We start from the raw sequence: 25,976 nt of genomic DNA, 5'->3' as shown, positions 1-25,976 counted from the left end.
GAATCTATGGAAAACCATAATTATGAAAATGAGGGTCAGTTCCAACGGAAGATGACTTCTCGACACCTCTTTATGCTATCGCTGGGTGGTGTCATTGGTACTGGTCTTTTCTTGAGTTCAGGCTATACGATTGCACAAGCTGGACCCCTTGGAGCTATCCTATCTTATCTTGTGGGAGCTATTGTTGTTTACTTGGTCATGCTTTCATTAGGTGAGCTAGCTGTTGCCATGCCAGTAACAGGATCCTTTCACACCTATGCTACTAAATTTATCAGTCCGGGAACCGGCTTTACGGTAGCTTGGCTTTATTGGATTTGTTGGACGGTAGCCCTGGGAACAGAATTTCTCGGTGCTGCCATGTTGATGCAACGTTGGTTTCCATCAGTTCCGGCTTGGATTTTTGCGGCATTCTTTGCCTTGGTGATTTTTGGGATTAATGCTCTGAGTGTGAGGTCTTTTGCGGAAGCAGAGTCCTTCTTCTCGTCAATAAAAGTCATTGCTATTTTAGTTTTCATCATACTAGGTCTTGGGGCTATGTTTGAATTGGTGAGTTTTGATGGTCACCATGAGGCCATTATGTTCAAGCACTTGACGGCTAATGGTCTCTTTCCAAATGGCGGTATTGCCATTGTGTCAGTTATGTTGGCTGTTAACTATGCCTTTTCAGGAACAGAGTTAATCGGTATAGCGGCTGGTGAAACGGACAACCCTAAAGAGGCAGTTCCTCGGGCGATTAAAACAACAATTGGTCGTTTGGTGATCTTCTTTGTTTTGACTATTGTGGTCTTGGCTTCGCTACTTCCAATGAAAGAAGCAGGAGTTTCTTCAGCACCTTTCGTTGATGTCTTTGACAAGATGGGAATTCCATTTGTGGCGGACATCATGAACTTTGTTATCTTGACAGCTATCCTTTCTGCTGGAAATTCAGGACTTTATGCGTCAAGCCGTATGCTGTGGTCTTTGGCCAATGAGGGGATGCTCAATAAAAAGCTAGTGAAAATTAATAAGCATGGTGTTCCAATGACAGCTCTTTTGATTTCTATGGCAGGAGCAGTTTTATCGCTCTTTTCAAGTATCTATGCAGCAGATACAGTTTACCTAGCTTTGGTATCAATCGCTGGATTTGCAGTTGTTGTTGTCTGGCTCTCTATTCCTATGGCACAAATCAACTTCCGTAAACAGTGGAATTTAGAACATTCTGATGATGAGTTGGACTACAAGACGCCGTTTAACCCAATCCTACCTTATATTACAATCGTTCTCTTGGCCATTTCTGTTCTCGGGATTGCTTGGGATAGTTCGCAGCGTGCGGGACTCTACTTTGGTATTCCTTTCATGATTTTCTGCTACCTCTATCACTACCTTCGCTTTAAAAAATGGTAAGGAGGCCTTGTATGGCAATATTTAAAGACTATTTAGAGAATAAATCTCCCCTCATTCTTCATGGGGCTCTGGGAACAGAGATGGAGAGCTTGGGTTATGATATTTCTGGCAAACTCTGGTCAGCCAAGTACCTGCTTGAAAAGCCAGAAGTTATTCAAAAAATCCACGAAACCTATGTAGCTGCTGGGGCTGATTTGATTACCACATCGTCTTATCAGGCAACCTTGCCAGGCTTGATAGACGTTGGACTTAATGAGAAAGAAGCGGAGCAGATTATTGCCTTGACAGTTCAGTTGGCAAAGAATGCACGCGATAAGGTCTGGGCAACTTTGGATGACAGTGAGAAAGCTAATCGTCCTTATCCATTGATCTCTGGTGATGTCGGTCCTTACGCAGCCTATTTGGCCAATGGTTCTGAGTACACTGGTGATTATGGTCAGATTACCATAGAGGCTCTCAAGGAGTTTCATCGTCCTCGAATTCAAATTCTCCTAGACCAGGGTGTCGATTTGTTGGCTTTGGAAACCATTCCGAATCGTCTGGAAGCACAAGCTTTGATTGAACTTCTGGCTGAAGAATTTCCAGAAGCTGAAGCTTATATCAGTTTTACAGTCCAAGAACCAGGAACTATCAGTGATGGGACTTCTCTAGATGAGATTGCCCAGCTTGTTGCCCAGTCAGACCAAATCTTGGCTCTAGGAATTAACTGTAGTTCGCCTCTGCTGTATAATCAGGCTCTTACTGTTCTTAAAAATGCTGGAAAAGCTCTCATTACTTACCCCAACTCAGGTGAGGTTTATGATGGTAGTACGCAGACTTGGAAACCTAAGGATAAGGATGCTCTGACCTTAGTTGAACACAGCAAGGATTGGCATGCTCAGTTTGGGGTTAAGATTTTAGGTGGTTGCTGCCGCACACGTCCAAATGACATTAAAGCCTTATATGCAGAGTTTAGAACCTAGTCAAATTTCTAATTATTTGTTATAATAGGAGACTGTAAGGCTATGAGCTCTACACACTATTAGTAGAAAATGAAGCCAGCGTTAAGCTGGTTTTTAAAATGAAGAGGAAAATATGACCTACGAACAAGAATTTCTAAAAGACTTCGAAGCCTGGGTTGTTACCCAAGTTAAAGTAAACGAAACGGCCTTGGCCGCTAGCAAGAAAATCTGGGAAGAAGATGGCGATGAGCGTGCACGTGATGCAAGTTACCGTTATGAAGCCAAATTGGATGCTTACAATTTCCTAATTGGTAAGTTTGCCAACTATCGTGCTGGCAAAGGTTTCCATGATATGCCAGATGGCTTGTTCGGGGAACGTCACTATTAATAGAGGATGAAAAAGAAAATGGCGACAGTACTTTATGGAAAGGTGTCGTCGATTAAAATAGGAGAATACTAAACATGGCTAAAGTAAAAAATAAAAAGAAAGCTTTTAAACACCGTTTGAAAAAACAAGGACTTTTCAATAATGTTAAAGCCCCTGTTCCACCAGTTGCGCCTGTTCCACCAGTGCCACCAGTAGCACCACAACCTGTTGCTGAAACTAAGACAGTTGCTAAGGAAGAAGTAGCAGCAAAAGACCTTAGTCTTGAAGCTTTTGCAGAACTTCCAGAAGTTGAAGGCCTTCGTTCAAACCTTGTAGAGACTCTTTACAATGAAGGTTTGACTTCAGCAGAGGCTTTTGCTACTGTGACTGAAGAAGAAGTTCTTGCCCTCAAGGGTGTCGGACCTGCGACAGTTAAAAAATTGAAAGAAAATGGTGTCAGCTTTAAAGCTTAAGCCTAAAAAAGATCCGAGGTGTAGACTTCGGATCTTTATTCTTTGACTTGGTAAGCATTGTTTGATTAGGAGAACAAGAAAACCACTAGCTTTTTGCTAGTGGTTGATAGATCTGTATTATTTATTTGGATTTTGTTTGGTTAAATTAAGTCCAAAAGGTACCAAGTTTTCTTGATGCCTACGGATTCGCCCCATATTTTCAGTGTGGCGAAAGATAATAATCAAAGCCATGATGGTGAGGACCCCAGTGAAAATAAGGTCATAGCCATCTAGCAAGAAGTGGATGGCTGGAAAGACAGCCAAGGTAATCAGTCCAACAATTGCAGCAGTGACACTTGAAAATGAAATCATGCTGGTTAGATAGAGTGTTAGAGCAAAGACCAAGAGTAGGAATACACAGTAGAGTGGGGCAAAACCAAGAAGCACCCCAGCACTTGTCGCAACGGCCTTCCCACCTTTAAATCCAGCAAAGATTGGAAAAACATGTCCGATAATAGCAAAGAAACCAATGATTAGAGGTGAAACCTCTGTAACACCAAGCCAGATAGGTAGAAGAACAGCCAAGGTCCCCTTGAACATATCAACCAAGAAGGTGATGGTACCAGCAGTCTTACCTAGAACACGAAAGGTATTGGTTGTTCCAGTATTTCCAGAGCCATGCTCACGAAGATTGGTATGGAAGAAAAGTTTCCCAATCCAGAGGCCGGTCTGAATGGAACCTAGCAAGTAGGCGATTAGGATTAACAATAAGATTTTCATGAGATAATTATAGCATACAGCCTAGTAATTGACAAAGTCAGTCAGCCTTAAGATATCTTTTGGACTTTCTTGATTTCTTTTGCAAATTCTTCTGAAAACTTATAAAATAATAAGGATGAAAATTTTGGAGGTCACTCTTGGCTAAAAAAGAAATTAATGTAAATAATTATAATGATGATGCCATTCAGGTACTAGAAGGGTTGGATGCGGTTCGCAAGCGCCCTGGAATGTACATTGGCTCAACAGATGGAACAGGACTTCACCACCTAGTTTGGGAGATTGTCGACAATGCGGTCGATGAAGCTCTTTCTGGTTTTGGTGATGTTATCGCTGTTACCCTAAATAAGGATGGTTCCGTTTCTGTTTCTGACTCTGGACGTGGGATGCCGACAGGTATGCATGCTATGGGTAAACCAACAGTTGAAGTTATTTTCACTGTTCTCCACGCGGGTGGTAAATTTGGACAGGGTGGTTATAAGACTTCTGGAGGTCTTCACGGTGTGGGTTCCTCAGTTGTTAATGCGCTGTCTAGTTGGCTTGAGGTAGAAATTACCCGTGACGGTAGTGTTTATCGCCAACGTTTTGAAAATGGTGGTCACCCTGTAACAGGGCTTGAAAAGATTGGTAAAGCGCCTAAGTCTAAGACAGGTACAAAAGTTACCTTTATGCCTGATGCAAGCATCTTTTCAACGACTGACTTTAAATTTAACACCATCTCAGAGCGTCTCAAAGAATCAGCCTTTCTTCTTAAGAATGTCACTATGACATTGACAGACTTGCGTGGCGAAGAAGAAGTTCGTGAAGAATTCCATTATGAAAATGGAGTTCAAGACTTTGTGTCATACCTGAATGAGGACAAGGAAACGCTGACACCAGTTATCTATATTGATGGAGATCAGCAAGAATTTCACTTGGAGTTAGCCCTTCAGTATAATGACGGTTACTCTGACAATATCCTTTCCTTTGTCAATAATGTCCGTACTAAGGACGGAGGAACTCACGAAACGGGCTTCAAGTCTGCCATTACCAAGGCTCTTAACGATTATGCACGTAAAACAGGTCTTCTCAAAGAAAAAGATAAGAACCTTGAAGGGTCAGATTACCGTGAGGGCTTATCAGCAGTTATCTCGCTTTTGGTTCCTGAAGAACACCTTCAGTTTGAAGGACAAACCAAGGACAAACTTGGATCTCCTTTAGCTCGTCCGATTGTTGATAGTATTGTTTCAGAGCATCTGACTTACTTCCTTATGGAAAATGGGGACTTAGCTTCTAACTTGGTGCGTAAGGCTATCAAGGCTCGTGATGCCCGTGAAGCTGCCCGAAAAGCGCGTGATGCTAGTCGAAATGGCAAGAAAAATAAAAAAGACAAGGGGCTCTTGTCAGGAAAATTAACTCCGGCCCAGTCTAAAAATGCTAAGAAAAATGAGCTTTATCTGGTCGAAGGGGATTCTGCCGGTGGATCAGCCAAACAGGGTCGTGATCGTAAATTCCAGGCCATTCTGCCTCTTCGGGGGAAGGTCCTAAACACTGAGAAGGCCAAAATGGCTGACATTCTCAAAAATGAAGAAATCAATACCATGATTTACACTATTGGTGCAGGTGTTGGAGCTGATTTTAACCTTGACGATATCAACTACGACAAGATTATCATCATGACCGATGCCGATACCGATGGGGCTCACATCCAGACCCTCTTGCTCACTTTCTTCTATCGTTATATGCGTCCACTGGTTGAAGCAGGACACGTTTATATCGCTTTGCCTCCTCTTTACAAGATGTCTAAAGGGAAAGGAAAGAAGGAAGTTGTCGAATACGCTTGGACAGATGGGGAACTTGAGGAACTTCGTCAAAAATTTGGTCGTGGAGCTATTCTCCAACGTTACAAGGGGCTTGGTGAGATGAATGCTGACCAGCTTTGGGAAACAACCATGGATCCAGAGACAAGAACCCTTATCCGAGTGACGATTGACGATCTAGCGCGTGCCGAACGTCGTGTCTCAGTCCTTATGGGAGATAAGGCAGCACCACGCCGTCAATGGATTGAAGATAACGTTAAATTTACGCTTGAGGAGCAGACGGTGTTTTAATGGTTTAGTAAGATTAAGAGTGATAGCCGTAAATGAGGAGAAATTTATGCTTGAATTTTTTAGGAATATTGACTATAGCACAAAAGGTGAAGTGTTATCGGGATTTACTGATGAGGTAGTAAAAAATATTCTTATTGATTACTATCAAAACAATTTAAAACTTAATGAAATTATTAAAAAATATTCTATTCATACTATAGCATCTAATTTAAGAAAAGAATTTCCAAAAGTTTCTACATCGTTTATTTGTGAAATATGTGATGAAGAAAAATACATCCAACTACCGACAAAAACGGATTATAACAAGCTAGTTAATAATGACCAGTTAGATAACTATTTCGTTCAAGACAATAGATGCTTCAGTTGTGGGCATAAAAATAATGATGATGACTGCTCTTGTGATTATTGTTCAAAAGAAAAGCGTCAAAAAATACTGGACACTTATTTTCTTGAAGAAATTCGATATATATCCGGGTTTGGGCTACGAGAGCAGCTATATTTATCAACTATTTTACAGGGATTTAATATTAGTGAAGATGAATTTGATATTCCTTCTTTCTCGGAAATTAAAAATCAAAAATTACCACAAATGTTTTTTGATGGTAATTATCCCATTGATGAAATATACTTTCTGAAAGAAAAGAATATTTTAGAAATATCGCCAAGAAGCTCTATAACTGCATTCTGTAGTAATAAAGAAATTAAACAAGACCCCAAATTTGCAAATGAAAAATTTCCAAATGTGTTTTATAAGACAAGAGTACGTTTCTCTTTTCAAAATTTAAAAAATGTTTATTCAGAGAAAGATGAACACTGGTTTTCAAATTTTAAGTTTTTAACAAATCTTAAATTTACTGAGACTGAAATAAATCAACTGTGGTTAGAGTTGGCTGAAAAAGAATTGTTTAAACTATTTGACTATCAATTTAGGGAGGAATTTCATTTTGAATATTCTTTAGGGTATAGCGAGAAAGATGAAAATAAGGCTAAGCAACTTATAAAAACAGAAATTAAAAATCTTTTATTTAAATATTCGCCGTCAAAAGTCTACTGTATATTATATCAGGGAGTAAAAAAAGCTGTAACACATAAACAGAAGTATGGTATGACACATTACAGAGACAACCAAGTTCAATTTGTTATTTCTTATGGGATTAAATCATGGCTAAAATATAATGAGGAGCGTATTAGTGATTATGATTATCCTTGGACTTTGGAGATGTCGTTAGTTTCTACTCTATTTTTTAAAAATATTTTACAGAATGATGAGTGGTTTTATAACTTAATCCCTATTGATAAAGTTGAAATTATTGAGCAAGATTTCGTGGAATATTTCCGTGGTCTATCACAAGAAAAACAACTTTCATTATTAGAAAAACTATCATCAATTAGCGAGTATTCTTTACTTAGGGAAGAAACTGACTAACAAATATCCTTGCGTACCTCACTTCCCCCAAAATATCTTCCTAAAAAATTGACTGGCAGAAAAAAAGTCAGTTTGCCTGTCTCATGGGAGAGACTGGCACAAAAATATTCAAAAAGAGAAATGAAAAAAGTATATGAAGTAAAAAGTTTGTCCCTGAGTGACTTAGACAATCAGGAGTTTATCGGCTTGGTAGGTCTGCACCATTCGGATTTACGGATTTTTGCTGGAAAAGAAGCTGTAGAAATCGGCTGTCGTTTGCGAAAAGAGTTTTGGAATCGTGGTTATGCGACGGAGGCTGCCCAAGCCTGTCTAGACTTCGCTTTCCAGCAAGCTGGCTTGTCAGAAGTTTACTCTTTTACATCCTTGCACAATCTCCCTTCGCAAAAAGTCATGCAAAAGCTAGGTATGGAATTTGTCAAAGAATTTGATAATGAAAAAGTTCCAGCAGTCAGTCCGCTTTATAGACATATCCTTTACAGAATCAAGAGTTTTCACTAAAAAGGCAGGTATTCCCATGAGAACTGAAACCGAGATGTTTGATGTGATTTTGCAAACCGCAAAAGTGCTACAGGTTGACGCTGTCGCCATGTCTGGTTCACGGACTGACACAAAAGCCTCAAAAGATGAATTTCAAGATTACGACGTAGTCTATGTCGTAGATGATATAGATAATCTAACGAGTGACCTTTCTTGGTTGGACCAGTTTAGCACACGTAACATTGAGCAACATAATGTTCTAGGCAACCGTCGACTTTATCTGATGCTCTTTGAAGATGGCAATCGGATAGATTTGACCCTTTGCCCAAAGGAGCACATCAAAGAGTGGGTGGATAGCGAAGCGGATTATACAGTTTTGAAAGATGAGAAAGGCTTGTTTGAGTCCTATACTACAAGTCCTCAACGTTACTGGACAAGTCCAGCTGGTCAGACAGATTTTGAAAAAGCCTGCAATGAATTTTGGTGGGTTTCTGCCTATGTGGTTAAAGGGATTTGTCGGAATCAGCTCATCTATGCGACCGACCATCTCTACGGTATTTGTCAACAAGAAGTCCTGAAGATCTTGGCTTGGCGGGTCGCAAGTGATAGGGGAAAGGTCGATATTGGCAAGAACTACAAGTATCTTTTCCAGTATTTACCTACAGAGAAAGAGAAGGAATTCTCAAATCTGCTTGATTTTTCAAGTGTAGAAAAACTTACTCAGTCATTGTTTGCTACGATGCAATTTTTCCACCAAGAGGCTCAATATCTTGCTCAAAAAACGGGATTTGACTACGATAAAGAAGTGGCTGAGAAGATGATTGAGTATGCTGAGGAGAGACTCGAAACAAATGAAACCATTACAAAATAATAAGATAACAAAATTTTTACTGATTAGTTTTCTCATTTCTTGGGGATTTGGTTGGGGATTACTTGCTTTCCTGACGCAAATGGGCCTCTTAAGTCTAACAAGTCCTCTGGGAGTCTTTCTCCATCTGCTAGGAGGTTTCGGTCCAACCATTGCAGCCATTTCTTGTTTGCCTCAAAAATCAATTAAAAGCATAGTTTCTTTTATCTTAGGGGACTCAAAGAAATATATTTTCTTATTTCTTTTGCTAATTTTCGTGCAGGCGGGTGTTATTGCTTTCTCGTCTAAGGAGATTAATCCAGCTTTTCCACTAGGAAATTTATTTGTTATTTTTTGAGTGCAGTCTGTGTTTATGGTGGAGAAGAAGATTTGGGATGGCGAGGCCCCTTGCAACCAACTTTGGAAACTAGATTCTCCTTTTGGATTTCCAGTTTGATAACAGATTATATTTGGGCAGTATGGCATGTACCTTTATGGTTTGTGATTGGAAGTTCCCAAAGTAGGATGCCTTTTATATTATTCAGTCTATTTGCAATTTATCTCAGTATTCTCCTAGCTGCTGTTTTCAAAAAAACTAACTCGGTCCTCTTTTGCACCATTTTTCACGGTCTAATTAATACCTTGCTTAGCTTATTTGTTATTAAAATTAATCTTTTATTCATTCTAGGATTAGTAGGATTACTCTTCTTTTCTCACTACCTACAAAGAAACAGTTAAATTTATAAAATATAGATTTACTTTGCAACAAAACAATAAAAAGAGAATTATTATGTCTAACATTCAAAACATGTCCCTTGAGGACATCATGGGAGAGCGTTTTGGACGCTACTCCAAATATATCATTCAGGAGCGTGCGCTTCCTGACATTCGTGACGGTCTGAAACCCGTTCAACGTCGTATACTTTATTCCATGAATAAGGATGGCAATACCTATGACAAGGGCTATCGTAAATCTGCCAAGTCTGTTGGTAACATCATGGGGAATTTCCACCCACATGGTGATAGTTCTATTTATGATGCCATGGTACGTATGTCCCAGGACTGGAAGAATCGTGAAATCCTAGTTGAGATGCACGGTAACAACGGTTCTATGGATGGTGATCCACCAGCGGCTATGCGTTATACAGAGGCGCGTTTGTCAGAGATTGCTGGCTACCTTCTTCAAGATATTGATAAAAACACCGTTCCTTGGGCTTGGAACTTTGATGATACAGAGAAGGAACCAACCGTTTTACCTGCAGCCTTTCCAAACCTCTTGGTTAATGGGGCTACAGGGATTTCTGCTGGTTATGCTACAGATATTCCACCGCATAATCTGTCAGAAGTCATTGATGCCGTTGTCTATATGATTGACCATCCATCTGCTAAACTGGATAAATTGATGGAATTCTTGCCTGGTCCAGATTTCCCAACAGGGGCTATCATTCAGGGCAAGGATGAGATTCGTAAGGCTTACGAAACTGGTAAGGGCCGCGTCGTTGTGCGCTCACGTACTGAAATTGAACAACTCAAAGGTGGCAAGGAACAAATCATCGTTACTGAAATTCCTTACGATGTCAATAAGGCAGTTCTTGTTAAAAAAATCGATGATGTTCGAGTCAATAACAAGGTTCCAGGTATTGCAGAAGTTCGTGATGAGTCTGACCGTACAGGGTTACGTATTGCTATTGAACTTAAGAAGGATGCTGACAGCCAAACTATTCTTAACTACCTTTTGAAATATACGGATCTTCAGGTCAACTACAATTTCAACATGGTGGCTATTGATAATTTCACCCCACGTCAAGTAGGCTTGCAAAAGATTTTATCTAGCTACATTGCCCACCGTCGTGATATTATCGTTGCCCGTTCAAAATTTGACAAGGAAAAAGCTGAAAAACGTCTTCATATTGTCGAAGGATTGATCCGAGTTATCTCTATTTTGGATGAGGTTATCGCTCTTATCCGAGCTTCTGAGAATAAGGCTGATGCTAAGGAAAATCTTAAGGTCAGCTATGATTTTTCAGAAGAACAAGCAGAAGCTATCGTGACCTTGCAACTTTATCGTTTGACCAATACGGATATCGTCACCCTCCAAAATGAGGAAGCCGATTTACGCGAACAAATCGCGACCTTGGCTGCTATCATTGGTGATGAGCGTACCATGTTTAATGTCATGAAACGTGAACTCCGTGACATTAAGAAGAAATTTGGTAATGACCGTCGTTCAGAGTTGCAAGCAGAAACCAAGACCATTGAAATTGATACTGCAAGTTTGATTGTTGAAGAAGAAACCTATGTCAGCATCACTCGCGGTGGCTACGTCAAACGTACAAGTCCACGTTCTTTCAATGCTTCAACGATTGACGAAGTCGGAAAACGTGATGATGATGATTTGATTTTGGTCCAGCAAGCTAAGACGACACAACACCTCTTGATTTTCACTAATCAGGCCAATGTGATTTATCGTCCAATCCATGAGTTACCAGACATTCGTTGGAAGGATTTGGGAGAGCATTTATCACAAACTATCACCAATTTATCTAAGGATGAAGAAGTGCTTTACGCAGAAATCCTGGATGATTTTGAAACGGGTACTTACCTAGCCGCTACCAAGCTGGGTCAGATTAAACGTTTCGAACGCAAGGAATTTACGCCATGGCGTACCTACAAGTCTAAGTCGGTTAAATACGCTAAACTCAAGGATGATAGTGATTTTATTGTTACGGTTACGCCAATTCAATTGGATGATATCATGATTATCACTCAAAAGGGTTATGCCCTTCGCTTTAACGCGGACGAAGTGCCAGTAGTTGGTGCCAAGGCAGCAGGTGTTAAGGCAATCAATCTTAAGGATGATGATACCGTTCAGGCTGTTTTTGTAGCAAATACTCAAAGTTTCTACCTTCTGACACAAAGGGCTAGTCTCAAACGTGTGGCTACAGCCGATATTCCGCAGGCTAAGCGAGCTGGTCGAGGTCTCCAAGTTCTTCGTGAGCTTAAGACTAAACCACATCGTGTCTTTACTGCGGGTCCAGTCTTTACGGAGAATGCTGGTGGCGAAATAGATCTTCTAGCAACACCAGTGGAAGAGACTCCTCAGACCTTGCTTGTAACAGCAACAACAGGCGAAACGGCAGAGGTTGACTTGTCCCTTCTAAATCTTTCAGACCGTACTAGCAACGGTAGTTTCATTGAAGGATTAGCAGACAAAGAAGTCTTTTCTGCCAAGATTATTGAAAGATAAAGATAAGAAAGCTTTGTTCTCTTATTAGAGGGCAGAGTTTTTTTTCTTTGATGGGCAAAATAAGTGTTTTAAAAAGAATTGTCAGAATTTTGCAACATAACCTTGAAATTTTCAATGAAAAGGACTATACTAGAAAGCACATAGTAACAGAAAAGAGGATATACACATGACAGTTGATTTAGACTGGGAAAATCTAGGATTTAATTACAGTAAACTTCCATTCCGTTATATCTCATATTACAAAGACGGTAAATGGGATGAGGGGCAATTGACTGAGGATGCGACTTTGCATATTTCAGAAGCATCTCCAGCCCTTCACTATGGTCAAGAAGCTTTTGAAGGACTCAAGGCTTACCGTACTAAAGATGGCTCTATTCAATTGTTCCGTCCAGATGAAAATGCTAAACGTTTGCAACGTACTGCGGATCGTCTTTTGATGCCACAAGTTCCTGTTGACAAATTTGTAGATGCATGTAAACAAGTTGTACGTGCAAATGAAGAATATGTTCCACCATATGGTACAGGTGCAACACTTTATCTCCGTCCACTTTTGATTGGGGTTGGTGATATCATTGGTGTGCATCCAGCAGATGAGTATATCTTTACCATTTTTGCTATGCCAGTAGGTAACTACTTCAAAGGTGGTTTGGCTCCAACAAACTTCCTTATCCAAGATGATTATGACCGTGCTGCTCCACATGGTACAGGTGCTGCTAAGGTGGGTGGTAACTACGCAGCAAGTATGTTGCCAGGTAAGATTGCACATGATAGTAATTTCTCTGATGTGATCTACCTTGATCCAGCAACTCACACTAAGATTGAAGAAGTGGGTTCTGCAAACTTCTTTGGTATCACAGCCGATAACGAATTCATCACACCACTCAGCCCATCTATCTTGCCATCTATCACTAAGTTCTCATTGCTTTACTTGGCTGAAAATCGCTTTGGCATGAAAGCTATCCAAGGTGATGTTAAGATTTCTGAATTGGATAAATTTGTCGAAGCAGGTGCCTGTGGTACAGCTGCGGTTATCTCACCAATTGGTGGGGTACAACATGGTGATGACTTCCATGTCTTCTACTCAGAAACAGAAGTAGGTCCTGTAACACGTAAACTTTATGATGAGTTGACAGGTATCCAATTTGGTGATGTTGAAGCACCAGAAGGATGGATTGTCAAAGTTGACTAATTCTTAATAGATAAATGATTATTTAAAGGCTTGCTCTTGCAAGCTTTTTTCTTTTTCGGTAGAATTAAGAAGATACATTAAGAAAGGATGGCTCGAGCCAAGGATCGGGTATAAATCTATGAGTAAAAAAGATAAAAAAATTGAAATCCAAATTAATGATGCTAAAGTAGTCGTCAATAAAGCAACTATTGAAGGTTTTGAACTTCTTGTTGGTAAGAAAGTCATCGGACAAATTGTGGAAATTGATGGTAAGTTTGCTGTTGTTGACAAGGAAAATGTTGTAGGTTTCCACAAGAAAATGGATGATGCAGTAGCTGCCATTATTGAATCATATAATCTTAATCATTAAAATCCAAAGTAAAGGCTTGCTTTGGTCAAGAAACTGTGATATACTATTTCTTGTTCTTAAGGAGAGATAGCGAAGAGGCTAAACGCGGCGGACTGTAAATCCGCTCCTTCGGGTTCGGGGGTTCGAATCCCTCTCTCTCCATGTCTAAGAAACTGAATCGGGATAGTCGATATCAAGTACTTAGATGTTTTTTTATAGCATTTTGCTATTGGGGTATAGCCAAGCGGTAAGGCAAGGGACTTTGACTCCCTCATGCGTTGGTTCGAATCCAGCTACCCCAGTAAAAGGTATCGGGTGCATTGGCACCGTCTATGTTAACCATTGTCTTTGCGGGTACCTTTAAAAATATATTGTTATCAAGGGTCAGAATTGGCTGGCTCTTGTTGGAGGATCTTTTTAGAATGAACGAATTTGAAGAATTGCTAAACAGTGTTAGCGAAGTTAACACAGGTGACGTTGTAACAGCTGAAGTTATCTCAGTAGATAATGATCAAGCAAATGTTGTTATCGAAGGAACTGGTATCGAAGGTGTTTTGACACGTCGTGAATTGACAAACGACCGTGACGCAAACGTTGCAGACCTTGTTAAAGTTGGTGAAACACTTGAAGTGCTTGTTCTTCGTCAAGTTGTTGGTAAAGATACTGATACTGTAACTTACCTTGTATCTAAAAAACGCTTGGAAGCTCGCAAAGCTTGGGATAAACTTGTTGGTCGTGAAGAAGAAGTTGTTACTGTTAAAGGAACACGCGCTGTTAAAGGCGGACTTTCTGTTGAATTTGAAGGTCTTCGTGGATTTATTCCAGCTTCAATGATCGATACTCGTTTTGTTCGTAACACTGAACAATTTGTAGGTCAAGAATTTGACGCTAAAATTAAAGAAGTTGATCCAGCTGAAAACCGTTTCATCCTTTCACGTCGTGAAGTTGTTGAAGCAGAAGCTGCAGAAGCTCGTAAAGAAGTCTTCTCTAAACTTGAAGTTGGTTCAATCGTAACTGGTAAGGTTGCTCGTTTGACAAGCTTCGGTGCTTTCATCGACCTTGGTGGTGTTGACGGACTTGTTCACGTGACTGAATTGTCTCACGAACGTAACGTTTCACCTAAATCAGTTGTATCTGTAGGTGATGAAGTTGAAGTTAAAGTTCTTGCTATCGACGAAGAAGCAGGACGTGTATCACTTTCACTTAAAGCAACAACACCTGGACCATGGGATGGCGTTGAACAAAAACTTGCTGCTGGTGATGTTATCGAAGGTAAAGTTAAACGCTTGACTGACTTCGGTGCTTTCGTTGAAGTATTGCCAGGTATCGATGGACTTGTTCACATCTCACAAATTTCACACAAACGTGTTGAAAATCCAAAAGATGTTCTTTCAGTAGGTCAAGACGTTACTGTTAAAGTTCTTGAAGTAAACGCTGATGCAGAACGTGTATCACTTTCAATCAAAGCTCTTGAAGAACGTCCAGCTAACGCTGAAGGCGAAAACAACGAAAAACGTCAATCACGTCCACGTCGTCCAAAACGTCAAGAAAAACGTGATTACGAACTTCCAGAAACTCAATCTGGATTCTCAATGGCGGATCTTTTCGGAGATATCGAATTGTAAGATAAAAAAAGAGGCATGGAAACATGTCTTTTTTTCTATTTTAGAGTATGCTATAATAGTATACTGTTAGCACCCTTAGTGTAATGGATATCACGTAAGATTCCGGTTCTTGAGATAGGGGTTCGATTCCCTTAGGGTGCAAAAAGAAAAGCGTTGAAAGATTTGTTCTCTCAACGTTTTTTAGTCGGTAAGTTTTAGTGAAAGTATTTCATAAAATCTTTTATCATTGAAAGGAAAAAGACAAGCATACAGAAAAAAGTTATTAGCTTGTCCTAAAATCAAAGAAAACTAACGTATTAGTCTCTCCATAGTTGATTTATTGGGGAGGCAGTTTGGCTAATCTTTTGCAATTGATTAAAAAATTTGCTATAATACTCAGTATCTCATATTGGGGTCGTTACGGATTCGACAGGCATTATGAGGCATATTCTGCGACTCGTGTGGCGACGTAAACGCTCAGTTAAATATAACTGCAAAAAATACTAATTCTTACGCTGTAGCAGCCTAAACACCTGCTCGCGTGACTTCTAGCAGATTGCTTATGTTTGTTTAGAGGTTTTATTGATTTATAAGCTACGTTTGACCATTGCCTAGCTGGTTGAAAAGAGATTTATAGGCTCGCAGATAGAAGGCTTGAGTTATGTGTCGTCTATCTGTTAAATGAAAGACATAACCTATGGTTGTAGACGAATATGTTGGCAGGTGTTTGGACGTGGGTTCGACTCCCACCGGCTCCATAAAAACCAGAGGCGTCAGCCTTTTATTTGTATATATAGGAATTTATTATGAAAAAACTTTTGTCTTTGACCGTTTTAGGTCTCTCACTTTTTACTCTAGCTGCTTGTGGAAAATCTTCGTCTAAGACAGAGACGAAGGGATCTTTGGATAATGAAGCCTCAAAGATTTTAACCGTTAAGCATGGGAATGTTCGCCAGAACTTTGATAAGATTACCATGGCAAATGCTTCTCAGGAATTTTCAGGAGGCTCAAATCTTGATAGCTTGAAGGGCTGGTTTGGTGAACCCTCATCAACGAGTCAGGAGCAGGCAGGAGATGCTAAGCTTGATGTTTATAATTGGCAGTATGACAATGTTGTTGTTACAGCGAAACTCTTTAACAATAGCACTGTTGTTAAGTCAATTTCAAACTTTTCTTACGTCCGTGATCCTAAAATCACACTGAAGATGTACGAAAATCTCAAAAATGGAACTAGCTATGACGATGCTGTCAAAACTCTTGGTACACCGGATGTTTATTCGATTGCTGTTTCTTCAGATGCAACAATGACACAAGCACTTTGGTCTTCGAACCTTGTCGCTAAGAAGGGTGAAACAGGTAGCCTTACCCTTAACTTTAAAAATGGTGCCTTGGAAAACAAGTCGCAAGCAAATTTGATTAACAAGTAATCACAGTAAAAGATGCCTTTCTAAATCAATGAAGGCATTTTTTTGTTATAATAAAAGGAGCGATTAAAATTATGGAGATGTAATGACTAAAAAAAGACTATTTTTTATAGGGATAGCAGGTTTAATACTGGTATTCTTATGGCCTCTTTTAAATAACTTCATCCCCTTAATCAAGGAATGGATCAACGCTAAGCATGATCAAGCCTTTTTAAGAGAAGTTTTTAAGCAGGCTAATTTCCAAAATGCACTGATCCTTCTTAGTCTCATGATTCTGTCATCGGCTATTCCTGGAGTTTCAAGTTCTATTTTTTGTATTTTTGTTGGGCTACTCTATGGCCCTTTGCTTGCGATTCCGATGAATATTATTGGTAATACTTTTGGGAATTTAACTAGTTTTGAAATTCTGAGAAGACTTGAAAAGCCAGAGAAGTCCAAACGCATGGAGAAACTTCTAAACTATATTGAGAACTTTAAGCATCGCTTTATTGGGATTTCACTGGCCTTCTCTATTCCATTTATACCATCAGCTCTGGTCAATTATGCTTGTGTTCAAATGAATTTACCCACAAGGACGAGGATTTTGGCGACACTTATTGGAGTGACGCCAGTATCGATTGTTTATGCAGTTAGTGGAGATTTGTTGCTTAATATCCGTCCAATCCGAATGCCATTAGTGGCAGTACTTGCCATCTTGCTTTTTATCTCACTCGTCATTTACTTTATCCATTTTAGGAAGGAAAAAAATGAGCTTCATTCAAGTAACTAAAGAAGAATTTAACACCTATGAGTTTGTCCTTAGTGTTAGTCCGTTTCAAAGAGAGATTAGAAATTAAGGAGGTAAGTTGATGAAACTTGCATTATTGGGTACAGGAATGATTGTGACAGAGGTTCTTCCTGTGTTAACGACTATTGAGGGCATTGAGCTTGAAGCTATCTTGTCGACACCACGCTCACTTGATAAGGCAGAAGCCCTAGCTAAGCAATATGGTTTGTCTCAGGCGACTAGTGATTATGAGTTAATTTTGTCCAATCCAGAAGTCGATACGATTTATGTGGGAACGCCCAACCATACCCACTATGATTATGCTAAGAAAGCACTTTTGGCCGGCAAGCATGTTATCTGTGAGAAACCCTTCACCTTACATTTGAAAGAGTTTGAAGAGCTAGCTAAGCTTGCTCAAGAAAAAGAGCTTCTCTTGATGGAGGCTATTACCAATCAATATTTGGCTAATTTTACAGCGATTAAGGAAGCCTTGTCTGATATTGGAGATGTTAAGATTGTGAATATCAATTATTCTCAATATTCGTCACGTTATGACGCCTTTAAGCGAGGAGAGATTGCTCCTGCCTTCAACCCTGAAATGGGTGGGGGAGCACTTAGAGATCTTAATATCTATAATATCCATCTCCTGGTTGGCCTTTTTGGAAAGCCTCATCGTGTGGAATATCTACCTAATGTGGAGCGAGGAGTGGATACGTCAGGAATTCTAGTTTTGGACTATGGTCACTTTAAGGCTGTTGCCATTGGAGCTAAAGATTGTAGTGCGGAGATTCGTTCAACTATACAAGGTGATAAGGGCGCTATTACAATTTTTGGTGCAACCAATACTCTTCCTGAGATTGGAGTCACTCTCAATGGTCAGAAAGAGAGAGTCGTCAATCTCAATAGTCCACAACATCGTATGCATGATGAATTTGTGGCTTTTGAAAAGATGGTGGCTACTAAGGATTTTGACAGTGTTGCCAAGCAGTTGGAACATAGTCGTCAGGTTATGGAAGTTCTGGATCAAGCTTCGAAAGCTTTGTAACAAACTAAAAAACAAGCAGTGGTATTGGCCATTGCTTGTTTTGTCTTATACAGTTGTTGGGAATGAAATCTCAATCAATTTGTCAGTGTGTACTGTTCTGAGTTTGTCCATCAAAACAATATCCTTGTCGATTTTTCGTTTGAGGAAGAATTCACGGATAACTTCTAATTCATTGTCTTTAACAGCACGGTGTTTATTTGAAATCAAGAGTTCATAATGCTTAGGTGCTTGTGTAAAGACAACATCAGTATTCCCAGCAGAGTAGGTCTCTACGAGAAAGGCATCCGTGTTGTCTAGTTGGTTTTGAACGAGTTCTTGGTGTGTACGGGTCGTATTAATGAGTTTCATAGTTTCCTCCTAGGATTTGTCAGTTGTTGTGTTAGTTTCTTTCCATTGTTCGATTCCCCATTTATGACTGCCACGTTTAAGTTTAGCAATGGCTTCATCAATTGGAAACCAAGCCAGATTATTGAAATCTTCAAGAGGTTTGCCAATTTTTGAAAAATCTACAACTTCATAAATATAGGCTGGATTGTAATAGTAAGTGTCACGGTGGCTTGAATAGAAGTATTCATCGGCCTGGCCATAGTACTGGCCCAAAGTGGCTGTAAACCCAAGTTCTTCAATTAACTCACGTTCTAATGCGCTATAGTGATCCTCGCCTGCTTCGATCTCTCCACCTGGGAGAAACCAAGCCCCGTTAGGAGCCTGGACTAAAATAATCTTTGTATTTTCTTGGTTAGGAATCACAGCATAAACACCGTAACGTGTTTGATAATGAGCTCCCTCAACCTTGTCACCAAATGTTGGATTCATGAGTTGCTCCTTACGTTTATTTGCCTATATTATACTAAAATTTTGCTCATTTTCCTATTGATTTAGGCAGAATTAGGGATAAATTTGAAAATAGGAAATGAAAAGATAAAGAAACCAAGTCATTGCGACTTGGTTTCTTTGTTTAATCAGTTTCTTTTGATGTCTCAGCTTTCTGAGTAGTTTTTTCGGCTTTTTTAGCAGACTTAATGGTGATGTGCCCTTTTGAAGTCATGACTGCCTTGAGATCTTTTTCATTTGGATTTTCAAGGTAGAAGTCTGTAATAGCATCTTCAATATGGTCTTGGATGGTACGACGTAGTGGTCGAGCCCCCATCTTAGGATCGTAACCAAGGTCAACCAATTTTTCCTTAACTTTCTCAGTTACACTGAGGTGGATACCGTTATTAGCCAAGCGTTGGTTGACATTATCAAGCATGAGGTCAACGATAGTAAGGAGATTTTCTTTGCTAAGGGCAGAGAATTCGATAATACCGTCAAAGCGGTTCATGAATTCAGGGCTGAAGAAATCTCCAAGCTGGTTAAGCACAGAATTGGTACGATTTTCACGGGCAGCTCCAAAGCCAACGCTAGCTTCAACTTTACCTGTACCAGCATTTGAAGTCATGATGATGATGGAATCCTTGAAACTTACAGTTCGCCCTTGACCATCAGTCAAGCGACCGTCGTCAAGAACTTGGAGGAACATGTGAAGAACGTCTGGGTGAGCTTTTTCAACCTCATCCAGAAGAATGAGTGAATATGGATTACGGCGGACTTTTTCAGTTAACTGACCAGCTTCGTCGTAACCGACGTATCCTGGAGGGGCACCGACCAATTTAGCGACAGCATGTTTTTCCATGTATTCTGACATGTCGAAACGAATCATACTGTCAGCTGAACCAAAGAGTTCAATAGCCAATTGTTTAGAGAGTTCAGTTTTACCGACTCCTGTAGGACCTACGAAGAGGAAGCTACCAATTGGGCGATTTGGTGCACCCAATCCAACACGATTACGACGGATGGCTTTGGCAATCTTATCAACTGCTGCATCTTGTCCAATAACATGTGATTTAAGATCATCAGCAAGACTAAGAAGTTGTGATTGTTCTTTTTCTTTCAAATCACCGACAGGAATATTGGTTTTTTGTTCCACAATGGCTTCGATATGTTTTTCTGTGATGACAGGCATATCTTGGTCTTTGATGGTTTGTTTTTGCATTTCCTTGTATTTAGCAATTTGATCACGGAAATAGGCAGCTTTTTCAAAGTCTTCGTCACGAGTAGCTTGAGCCTTGAGGTTTTCAGCCTCAATCAAACGTTTGTCGATATCTTTAGGATCAACAAAATTGAGGGTCAAGTTCATCTTAGAACCAGCTTCATCGAGAAGGTCAATGGCCTTGTCTGGCAAGAAACGGTCTTGAATGTAGCGGTTGGACAATTCTGCAGCTGCAGTAATCGCTTCGTCCGTATATTTGACATGGTGGTAGTCTTGATATTTAGGTTGGATACCACGCAAAATAGTGATGGTTTCCTCAACCGTTGGTTCGTCAACCTTAACTGGTTGCATACGACGCTCTAGGGCAGCATCTTTTTCGATGATGCGGTATTCGTTGAGTGTAGTTGCTCCGACCAGTTGAAGTTCCCCACGAGCAAGGGCAGGTTTTAGGATGTTTCCAGCATCCATATTGCCATCCCCGGCATTACCAGCTCCTACGATTTCATGGATTTCATCAATAAATAGGATAACATCCTGACGTTGACGAATTTCTTCCATGAGTTTTTGCATGCGTTCTTCAAATTGGCCACGGATACCAGTCCCTTGAACCAGGCTGACCACATCGAGACGAATGACTTGTTTGCCTTGGAGTTTTTGTGGCACGCTACCGTCAACGATTTTTTGAGCTAGACCTTCAACGACAGCAGTCTTACCGACACCGGGTTCACCGATGAGGACGGGGTTGTTCTTGGTACGGCGGTTAAGAATTTCGATGACACGAATGATTTCCTCGTCACGACCAATAACAGGATCAATGTCTCCACGACGAGCGATGTCAGTGATGTTAATGCCGAACTCTTCAAGAAGACCTTGTGGCTGTTGAGGAGCTTGTTGGCGTGGTCCTCCTGGACGTCCTGGTCCTTGTGTATTGCCACCGTTTCCTCGGTTACCACCTTCTTGTGTTGGAGGTGTATTGGGAAGATCGCCGTTAGAAGAACGGAAGTTATTTAGGTCGCTGAAGAAATCGTCGAAGAAGTTGGAACCTCCTGTTTGATTGAATTGATTGAGGGGGTTATCTGGATCAGATTTCATGATTTTATAACAATTTTGACAGAGGTCAACTTGTTGCTGATTACCATTTACATTGGTATACAAATGAATACTAGCTTCATTAAGGTTACAGTTTTGACAGAGCATATCAGTACCTCTTTTCTATCTGAATTGGGAAAGACCTTTATTGAAAATAATCTTGGTCAAAAAAGGTCAAATCTATGTCTCCATTATAGCATGCGGAAGGTAGATTGCAAGTAAAAAGCATCTAGATTTGGCACTCTCTTAACAAGAGTGCTAATATTGAATTTAAATTCAAAAATACTTGCCTAAAATGCATAAATATTATATAATGTTTTTATATTATTCAGAACGAAAGAGAGATACCTATGACACAAGCTAAATCATTTTTGAAAGAAATCGACTTTACCAAGCAGGAACTTGAGGAGTTAATCGATTTATCTATAAAATTTAAACAGCTAAAGAAGGAAAGAATTCCGCATAAATATTTAGATGGCTTAAATATTGCCCTGATTTTTGAAAAAACATCTACAAGAACCCGCTCAGCTTTTACAGTGGCTGGTCAGGACCTAGGTATGAATGTGACCTACCTTGGTGCTGGAGACATTCAGTTAGGTAAAAAGGAATCTGTAGTTGATACAGCCAAGGTGCTTGGTTCTATGTTTGATGGAATCGAATACCGTGGTTTTAAGCAAGAAGATGTCGAAGATTTGGCGAAGTACTCAGGTGTTCCGGTCTGGAATGGTTTGACGGATACCTGGCATCCAACGCAAATGATTGCGGATTTCATGACTTTGAAGGAGCGTTTTGGTAGTTTGAAAGGCTTGACCATCGCCTATATTGGAGATGGTAGAAATAATATGGCCAACTCACTTTTGGTCACTTCGGCTATTTTAGGCGTTAATGTCAAGATTATTGCCCCAGAGGTGCTGCAACCCGAAGATGAGATTGTAGCCCTAGCTCAGAAACATAATAATGGTGCCGATTTAACCATTACAGATGATATTTCAGAGGTCAAGGGAGTGGATATGCTTTATACGGATGTCTGGGTATCTATGGGTGAAGAAGTAGACTTTAAATCTCGTATTGATTTACTCTTGCCTTATCAAATTAATGCAGACCTACTTGCCAAGACGGAAAATCCAGATGTCATCGTTATGCACTGTCTCCCAGCCTTTCATGATCTCAATACCCAAATTGGGAAAGAAATCTATGACAAATACGGTTTGGCAGAGTTAGAAATCACCGATCAAGTCTTCCAAAAATACAGTGATATCATCTTCCAAGAAGCTGAGAATCGTATGCATTCTATCAAGGCCATTATGTACAATTCCTTGAAAAATATTTAAAATTCCCCCATTTTTCCCATAAGTGTGATAAAATAAGTAAGAAATACACAATTAATAGGAGAAATAACATGGAATCACATTTGGTGAGAATCATTAACCGTCTTGAAATGATGGCGGCTGATGGTGGTAATTTGAAACGTAATTTTGAACGTGAAGGAGTGGTTGTTGCCGAAGTATCATTTAGCAACGATCCTGAAAATGGTCCAGTTTTCACATTGCGTGACGTTGAAGCACGTGAATCTTATTCATTTGATAGCATCGACTTGATTGCAATGGAAATCTACGATTTGCTTTACTAATAAATTATTTTGGAACTTTACAAGATTCCAAAAATCAGAATGCCTGAAACTATCGAGTTTCAGGCATTTTTATCAGGATGAAAACATGGGGTGATGCTTGTATGGCTTGTCAAAACAGGCAGTGTTTCAACTCATTGGCAAAGTTTTTGGCGTGGTGTCATCTCGAAAATACATGAGGTGTATTGCTTAAGAGTTTTGCTAGCTAGGTCTATAACTTAGTTTTTATACCTTGAATTGTCAAATTAAGTGCATACTTTCCCCATAGAATACTTCATAAGGTGTTTTCCAGTTAAGACATTTTCGTGGCCTATTATTAAGTTTGTTCTCCCATAGCTGAATAGTCTGATCATCAACCAATGTTAGATCACTACCCTTTGGAAAATATTCTCTAAGTAATCCATTCGTGTTCTCATTGGTTCCTCGTTGCCATGGAGCATGAGGGTCAGGAAAATAGACTTCAATGTTCAATTGATCACTCAATTTCTGATGATACGTGAATTCTTTCCCTCTATCAGGAGTTACTGTATACTTCGTCAAGGGTTCTAACAGTTTTACCATAGCTTCTATTACCAACTTGCTTTTCTTAACAGCTACCTTTTTGATTTTTAGAAAACGAGAATAACGGTCTGTTAGAGTAACTAAACAAGCTTTTCCAGTTTTACCTGCAACAGTATCGGCTTCCCAATCTCCTATTCTAGTTCGATTATTAGCCTCTTCTGGTCTTTCGTGAATTGTATGAGAAATGGATATTTTCCCTCTATTTTCAACATGACCTTTAGTATGACGTGTTTTCCCACGATGACGAAGTTTACGAATGACACCACGAGCACCATGAGATAATGAGTTATCCTCAAAATGTCCTCGATAAATGGCTCTATAGATTGTTTGATAACTAATAACAGTTTTTCCGTACTCTATTCGCAACCGACCTTCTATTTCTTCAGGAGACCATTGGTAATCGAGAAATAGATGTTTGACGGTATTGCTTAAATTGTGATCTATTTCAAGCATACGCTTCCGCCCACAGTGTGATTTAGCCCTATGGTAAGACTCCTGTGCATGACTTGGAGAATAGCTTCCTTCTTTTAGATGCCGCTTCCACTCACGACTAATACTAGACGGATGACGATGAAGTAACTTAGCAATTTGAGAAAAATTTAGGCCTTGCGTACGGTAAATGAGAATACTTTCACGCTCGTCTATGGTAAAATGATGGTAGCTCATAAGATTTCCTTTCGTAACTAGTTCGTTCAATTCTATTTTACTAGAAAATCTTATGAGTTTTTATTGTGCACTTATATTGTATATTCAAGACTGAAATATCGCATTTATAAGAAAATACTTTATTATTATACAGTCTTCTGATATAATATTGAAGAATATTAGTAAGGAGTATCTAGATGAATTTTTCATTTCTACCACAGTTTTGGTCTTACTTTAACTATGGTGTCTTAGTAACAATTATGATTTCGGTCTGCGTGGTCTTCTTCGGAACCATCCTTGGGGTTTTGGTATCCTTGGCCAAACGTTCTGGAATCAAACCTTTGGAGTGGTTGGTAAGCCTTTATGTTTGGGTTTTCCGTGGGACTCCTATGGTTGTGCAGATTATGATTGCTTTTAACCTTATCCACATGAATCTTCCAACTGTTCAGTTTGGCATTTTGAACCTTGATTTGTCACGTATCGTTCCAGGTATTATCGTCCTTTCTTTGAATAGTGGTGCTTATATTTCTGAGAGTGTACGTGCAGGTATCGAGTCTATTCCTAAAGGTCAGGTTGAAGCTGCCTACTCACTTGGTATCCGTCCATGGAATACCATGCGTTATGTGGTCTTGCCTCAAGCTATTAAAAATATCTTGCCTGCCTTGGGTAACGAGTTTGTTACTATTATTAAGGATAGTTCGCTCTTGCAAACCATCGGGGTTATGGAATTGTGGAATGGTGCACAAACTGTTGCAACAACAACCTACTTGACCTTGACGCCGCTCTTGTTCGCAGCCTTCTATTACTTGATTGTGACAACAGCTATGACGGCACTCTTGAAACAAATGGAAAAACGACTTGGGGAGGGACGTAAATAATGGCAGAAACAATTATTGAGATTAAAAATCTTCACAAGTATTTTGGTAAGAACGAAGTTCTCAAAGGGATTGATCTAGATATTAAAAAGGGTGAAGTAGTGGTTATCATCGGTCCTTCAGGATCAGGAAAGTCAACCTTCCTACGCTCAATGAACTTGCTTGAGAAACCTACAAAAGGTGTTATCTCCTTTGAAGGTGTGGATATTACAGATAAAAATAACGACATTTTCAAAATGCGTGAGAAGATGGGAATGGTTTTCCAACAGTTCAACCTCTTCCCTAATATGACAGTTAAAGAAAATATCACCTTGTCACCAATTAAGACTAAAGGTGTTTCTAAAGCTGATGCAGAAGCAAAGGCTATGGAACTTTTAGAAAAGGTTGGCTTGAAAGATAAGGCAGATGCCTACCCAACAAGTCTATCAGGTGGTCAGCAACAACGTATTGCAATTGCACGTGGTTTGGCTATGGATCCAGACGTTCTCTTGTTTGACGAACCAACATCAGCCCTTGACCCAGAGATGGTTGGTGAAGTTCTATCCGTTATGCAGGACCTTGCTAAATCAGGGATGACAATGGCAATCGTTACCCACGAAATGGGCTTTGCTTATGAAGTGGCAGATCGTGTTATCTTTATGGATGGCGGTGTCATTGTCGAAGAAGGCACACCACAAGAGATCTTCGACAATACTAAGGAAGATCGTACCAAGGATTTCTTGAGTAAGGTTTTGTAAGATATTCATTAAGTATATATACATTGTTTGTGAAGGCTGGAACTTTT

At 39.8% G+C, this 25,976-nt stretch carries 23 protein-coding genes, 3 tRNA genes, 1 other RNA gene and 2 pseudogenes; 24 read left to right on the top strand and 5 right to left on the bottom strand.

Annotated elements, in window-relative coordinates; genetic code table 11:
- Nucleotides 1–6 precede the first annotated feature (6 nt).
- From NST80_RS07480 to NST80_RS07465, 4 genes are all read left to right on the top strand, one after another.
- Nucleotides 7–1,383, top strand: a complete 1,377-nt coding sequence (locus tag NST80_RS07480; RefSeq protein ID WP_265107439.1) for an amino acid permease — start codon at nt 7–9, stop codon at nt 1,381–1,383.
- 11 nt (nt 1,384–1,394) lie between these two features.
- Nucleotides 1,395–2,345, top strand: a complete 951-nt coding sequence (gene mmuM, locus NST80_RS07475; RefSeq protein ID WP_049553995.1) for a homocysteine S-methyltransferase — start codon at nt 1,395–1,397, stop codon at nt 2,343–2,345.
- 112 nt (nt 2,346–2,457) lie between these two features.
- Nucleotides 2,458–2,712, top strand: a complete 255-nt coding sequence (locus NST80_RS07470; protein WP_002886199.1) for a DUF1912 family protein — start codon at nt 2,458–2,460, stop codon at nt 2,710–2,712.
- A 74-nt stretch (nt 2,713–2,786) separates the two neighbouring features.
- Complete coding sequence (locus NST80_RS07465; protein WP_002885939.1) at nt 2,787–3,164, top strand: helix-hairpin-helix domain-containing protein; 378 nt, start codon at nt 2,787–2,789, stop codon at nt 3,162–3,164.
- A gap of 117 nt (nt 3,165–3,281) precedes the next feature.
- Here the strand turns inward: NST80_RS07465 and plsY are convergent, their stop codons facing one another.
- Nucleotides 3,282–3,923, bottom strand: a complete 642-nt coding sequence (gene plsY, locus NST80_RS07460; RefSeq protein WP_014633423.1) for a glycerol-3-phosphate 1-O-acyltransferase PlsY — start codon at nt 3,921–3,923, stop codon at nt 3,282–3,284.
- Between the two features lie 137 nt (nt 3,924–4,060).
- On the opposite strand from plsY, the gene parE reads away from it, so the two are divergent.
- From parE to NST80_RS07380, 16 genes and pseudogenes are all read left to right on the top strand, one after another.
- Nucleotides 4,061–6,010: a DNA topoisomerase IV subunit B gene (gene parE, locus NST80_RS07455; RefSeq protein WP_183138246.1), complete on the top strand. Its 1,950-nt coding sequence runs from the start codon at nt 4,061–4,063 to the stop codon at nt 6,008–6,010.
- A gap of 46 nt (nt 6,011–6,056) precedes the next feature.
- Nucleotides 6,057–7,436, top strand: a complete 1,380-nt coding sequence (locus tag NST80_RS07450; RefSeq protein ID WP_183138245.1) for a hypothetical protein — start codon at nt 6,057–6,059, stop codon at nt 7,434–7,436.
- Between the two features lie 9 nt (nt 7,437–7,445).
- Nucleotides 7,446–7,934, top strand: coding sequence for a GNAT family N-acetyltransferase (locus NST80_RS07445; RefSeq protein WP_229104949.1), 489 nt, complete (start codon nt 7,446–7,448; stop codon nt 7,932–7,934).
- A 16-nt stretch (nt 7,935–7,950) separates the two neighbouring features.
- On the top strand, nt 7,951–8,784 hold the full coding sequence (locus tag NST80_RS07440; protein WP_183138244.1) for an aminoglycoside 6-adenylyltransferase: 834 nt from the start codon (nt 7,951–7,953) through the stop codon (nt 8,782–8,784).
- Nucleotides 8,765–9,498: pseudogene (locus NST80_RS07435) on the top strand (type II CAAX endopeptidase family protein). The gene NST80_RS07440 and the pseudogene NST80_RS07435 overlap by 20 nt, the downstream one beginning before the upstream one ends.
- 52 nt (nt 9,499–9,550) lie before the next feature.
- Nucleotides 9,551–12,007 (top strand): DNA topoisomerase IV subunit A, encoded by a 2,457-nt coding sequence (gene parC / locus NST80_RS07430; RefSeq protein WP_175060800.1) that lies wholly within the window; start codon nt 9,551–9,553, stop codon nt 12,005–12,007.
- Between the two features lie 157 nt (nt 12,008–12,164).
- Nucleotides 12,165–13,196, top strand: a pseudogene (locus tag NST80_RS07425) (branched-chain amino acid aminotransferase); the annotation flags it as partial.
- Between the two features lie 118 nt (nt 13,197–13,314).
- Nucleotides 13,315–13,545, top strand: coding sequence for a DUF2969 domain-containing protein (locus tag NST80_RS07420; protein ID WP_002886057.1), 231 nt, complete (start codon nt 13,315–13,317; stop codon nt 13,543–13,545).
- Nucleotides 13,546–13,605: 60 nt separating this feature from the next.
- A tRNA-Tyr gene (locus tag NST80_RS07415) sits at nt 13,606–13,686 on the top strand.
- Between the two features lie 68 nt (nt 13,687–13,754).
- Nucleotides 13,755–13,826: transfer RNA gene (locus NST80_RS07410), tRNA-Gln, on the top strand.
- A gap of 120 nt (nt 13,827–13,946) precedes the next feature.
- Nucleotides 13,947–15,149, top strand: coding sequence for a 30S ribosomal protein S1 (rpsA, locus tag NST80_RS07405; protein WP_003094841.1), 1,203 nt, complete (start codon nt 13,947–13,949; stop codon nt 15,147–15,149).
- A 69-nt stretch (nt 15,150–15,218) separates the two neighbouring features.
- Nucleotides 15,219–15,290, top strand: a tRNA-Arg gene (locus NST80_RS07400).
- A gap of 249 nt (nt 15,291–15,539) precedes the next feature.
- Nucleotides 15,540–15,889, top strand: a transfer-messenger RNA (tmRNA) gene (gene ssrA / locus NST80_RS07395).
- Nucleotides 15,890–15,934: 45 nt separating this feature from the next.
- Nucleotides 15,935–16,555 carry a DUF3862 domain-containing protein gene (locus NST80_RS07390; RefSeq protein ID WP_002885892.1) on the top strand — a complete coding sequence of 207 codons (621 nt, stop codon included), beginning with the start codon at nt 15,935–15,937 and terminating at the stop codon, nt 16,553–16,555.
- 82 nt (nt 16,556–16,637) lie between these two features.
- A complete protein-coding gene (locus NST80_RS07385) occupies nt 16,638–17,321 on the top strand; it encodes a VTT domain-containing protein (RefSeq protein WP_045768969.1) in 684 nt (227 codons plus the stop codon).
- A gap of 79 nt (nt 17,322–17,400) precedes the next feature.
- Entirely contained in the window at nt 17,401–18,363 is a 963-nt protein-coding gene (locus NST80_RS07380; RefSeq protein ID WP_014633414.1) for a Gfo/Idh/MocA family oxidoreductase, read from the top strand.
- Between the two features lie 45 nt (nt 18,364–18,408).
- Here NST80_RS07380 and NST80_RS07375 read toward each other — a convergent pair whose 3' ends face one another.
- The 3 genes from NST80_RS07375 to NST80_RS07365 form a co-directional block, all read right to left on the bottom strand.
- Nucleotides 18,409–18,711 carry a DUF1827 family protein gene (locus tag NST80_RS07375; protein ID WP_002885967.1) on the bottom strand — a complete coding sequence of 101 codons (303 nt, stop codon included), beginning with the start codon at nt 18,709–18,711 and terminating at the stop codon, nt 18,409–18,411.
- Nucleotides 18,712–18,720: 9 nt separating this feature from the next.
- Nucleotides 18,721–19,179 carry an NUDIX hydrolase gene (locus NST80_RS07370; RefSeq protein WP_013990921.1) on the bottom strand — a complete coding sequence of 153 codons (459 nt, stop codon included), beginning with the start codon at nt 19,177–19,179 and terminating at the stop codon, nt 18,721–18,723.
- Between the two features lie 142 nt (nt 19,180–19,321).
- Complete coding sequence (locus NST80_RS07365; RefSeq protein WP_045768968.1) at nt 19,322–21,592, bottom strand: ATP-dependent Clp protease ATP-binding subunit; 2,271 nt, start codon at nt 21,590–21,592, stop codon at nt 19,322–19,324.
- Between the two features lie 242 nt (nt 21,593–21,834).
- Here NST80_RS07365 and argF point away from each other — a divergent pair, with 242 nt between their 5' ends.
- Together argF and NST80_RS07355 are read left to right on the top strand one after the other, a co-directional pair.
- Nucleotides 21,835–22,815: an ornithine carbamoyltransferase gene (argF, locus tag NST80_RS07360; RefSeq protein WP_045768967.1), complete on the top strand. Its 981-nt coding sequence runs from the start codon at nt 21,835–21,837 to the stop codon at nt 22,813–22,815.
- A 68-nt stretch (nt 22,816–22,883) separates the two neighbouring features.
- Nucleotides 22,884–23,114 (top strand): DUF1797 family protein, encoded by a 231-nt coding sequence (locus NST80_RS07355; protein WP_002885970.1) that lies wholly within the window; start codon nt 22,884–22,886, stop codon nt 23,112–23,114.
- A 237-nt stretch (nt 23,115–23,351) separates the two neighbouring features.
- Here NST80_RS07355 and NST80_RS07350 read toward each other — a convergent pair whose 3' ends face one another.
- A complete protein-coding gene (locus NST80_RS07350) occupies nt 23,352–24,338 on the bottom strand; it encodes an IS30 family transposase (RefSeq protein ID WP_061851804.1) in 987 nt (328 codons plus the stop codon).
- Between the two features lie 176 nt (nt 24,339–24,514).
- Here NST80_RS07350 and NST80_RS07345 point away from each other — a divergent pair, with 176 nt between their 5' ends.
- Both NST80_RS07345 and NST80_RS07340 read left to right on the top strand, forming a co-directional pair.
- Entirely contained in the window at nt 24,515–25,195 is a 681-nt protein-coding gene (locus tag NST80_RS07345; protein ID WP_002886081.1) for an amino acid ABC transporter permease, read from the top strand.
- Entirely contained in the window at nt 25,195–25,929 is a 735-nt protein-coding gene (locus NST80_RS07340; protein ID WP_013990918.1) for an amino acid ABC transporter ATP-binding protein, read from the top strand. The genes NST80_RS07345 and NST80_RS07340 overlap by 1 nt, the downstream gene beginning before the upstream one ends.
- Nucleotides 25,930–25,976: the final 47 nt, after the last annotated feature.

Source organism: Streptococcus sp. FSL K6-1323 (assembly GCF_038630745.1).
Lineage (GTDB): Bacteria > Bacillota > Bacilli > Lactobacillales > Streptococcaceae > Streptococcus > Streptococcus salivarius_D.
Note: the sequence above shows the minus strand (reverse complement) of the source record. Positions and strands in the feature narration are given on the sequence as shown.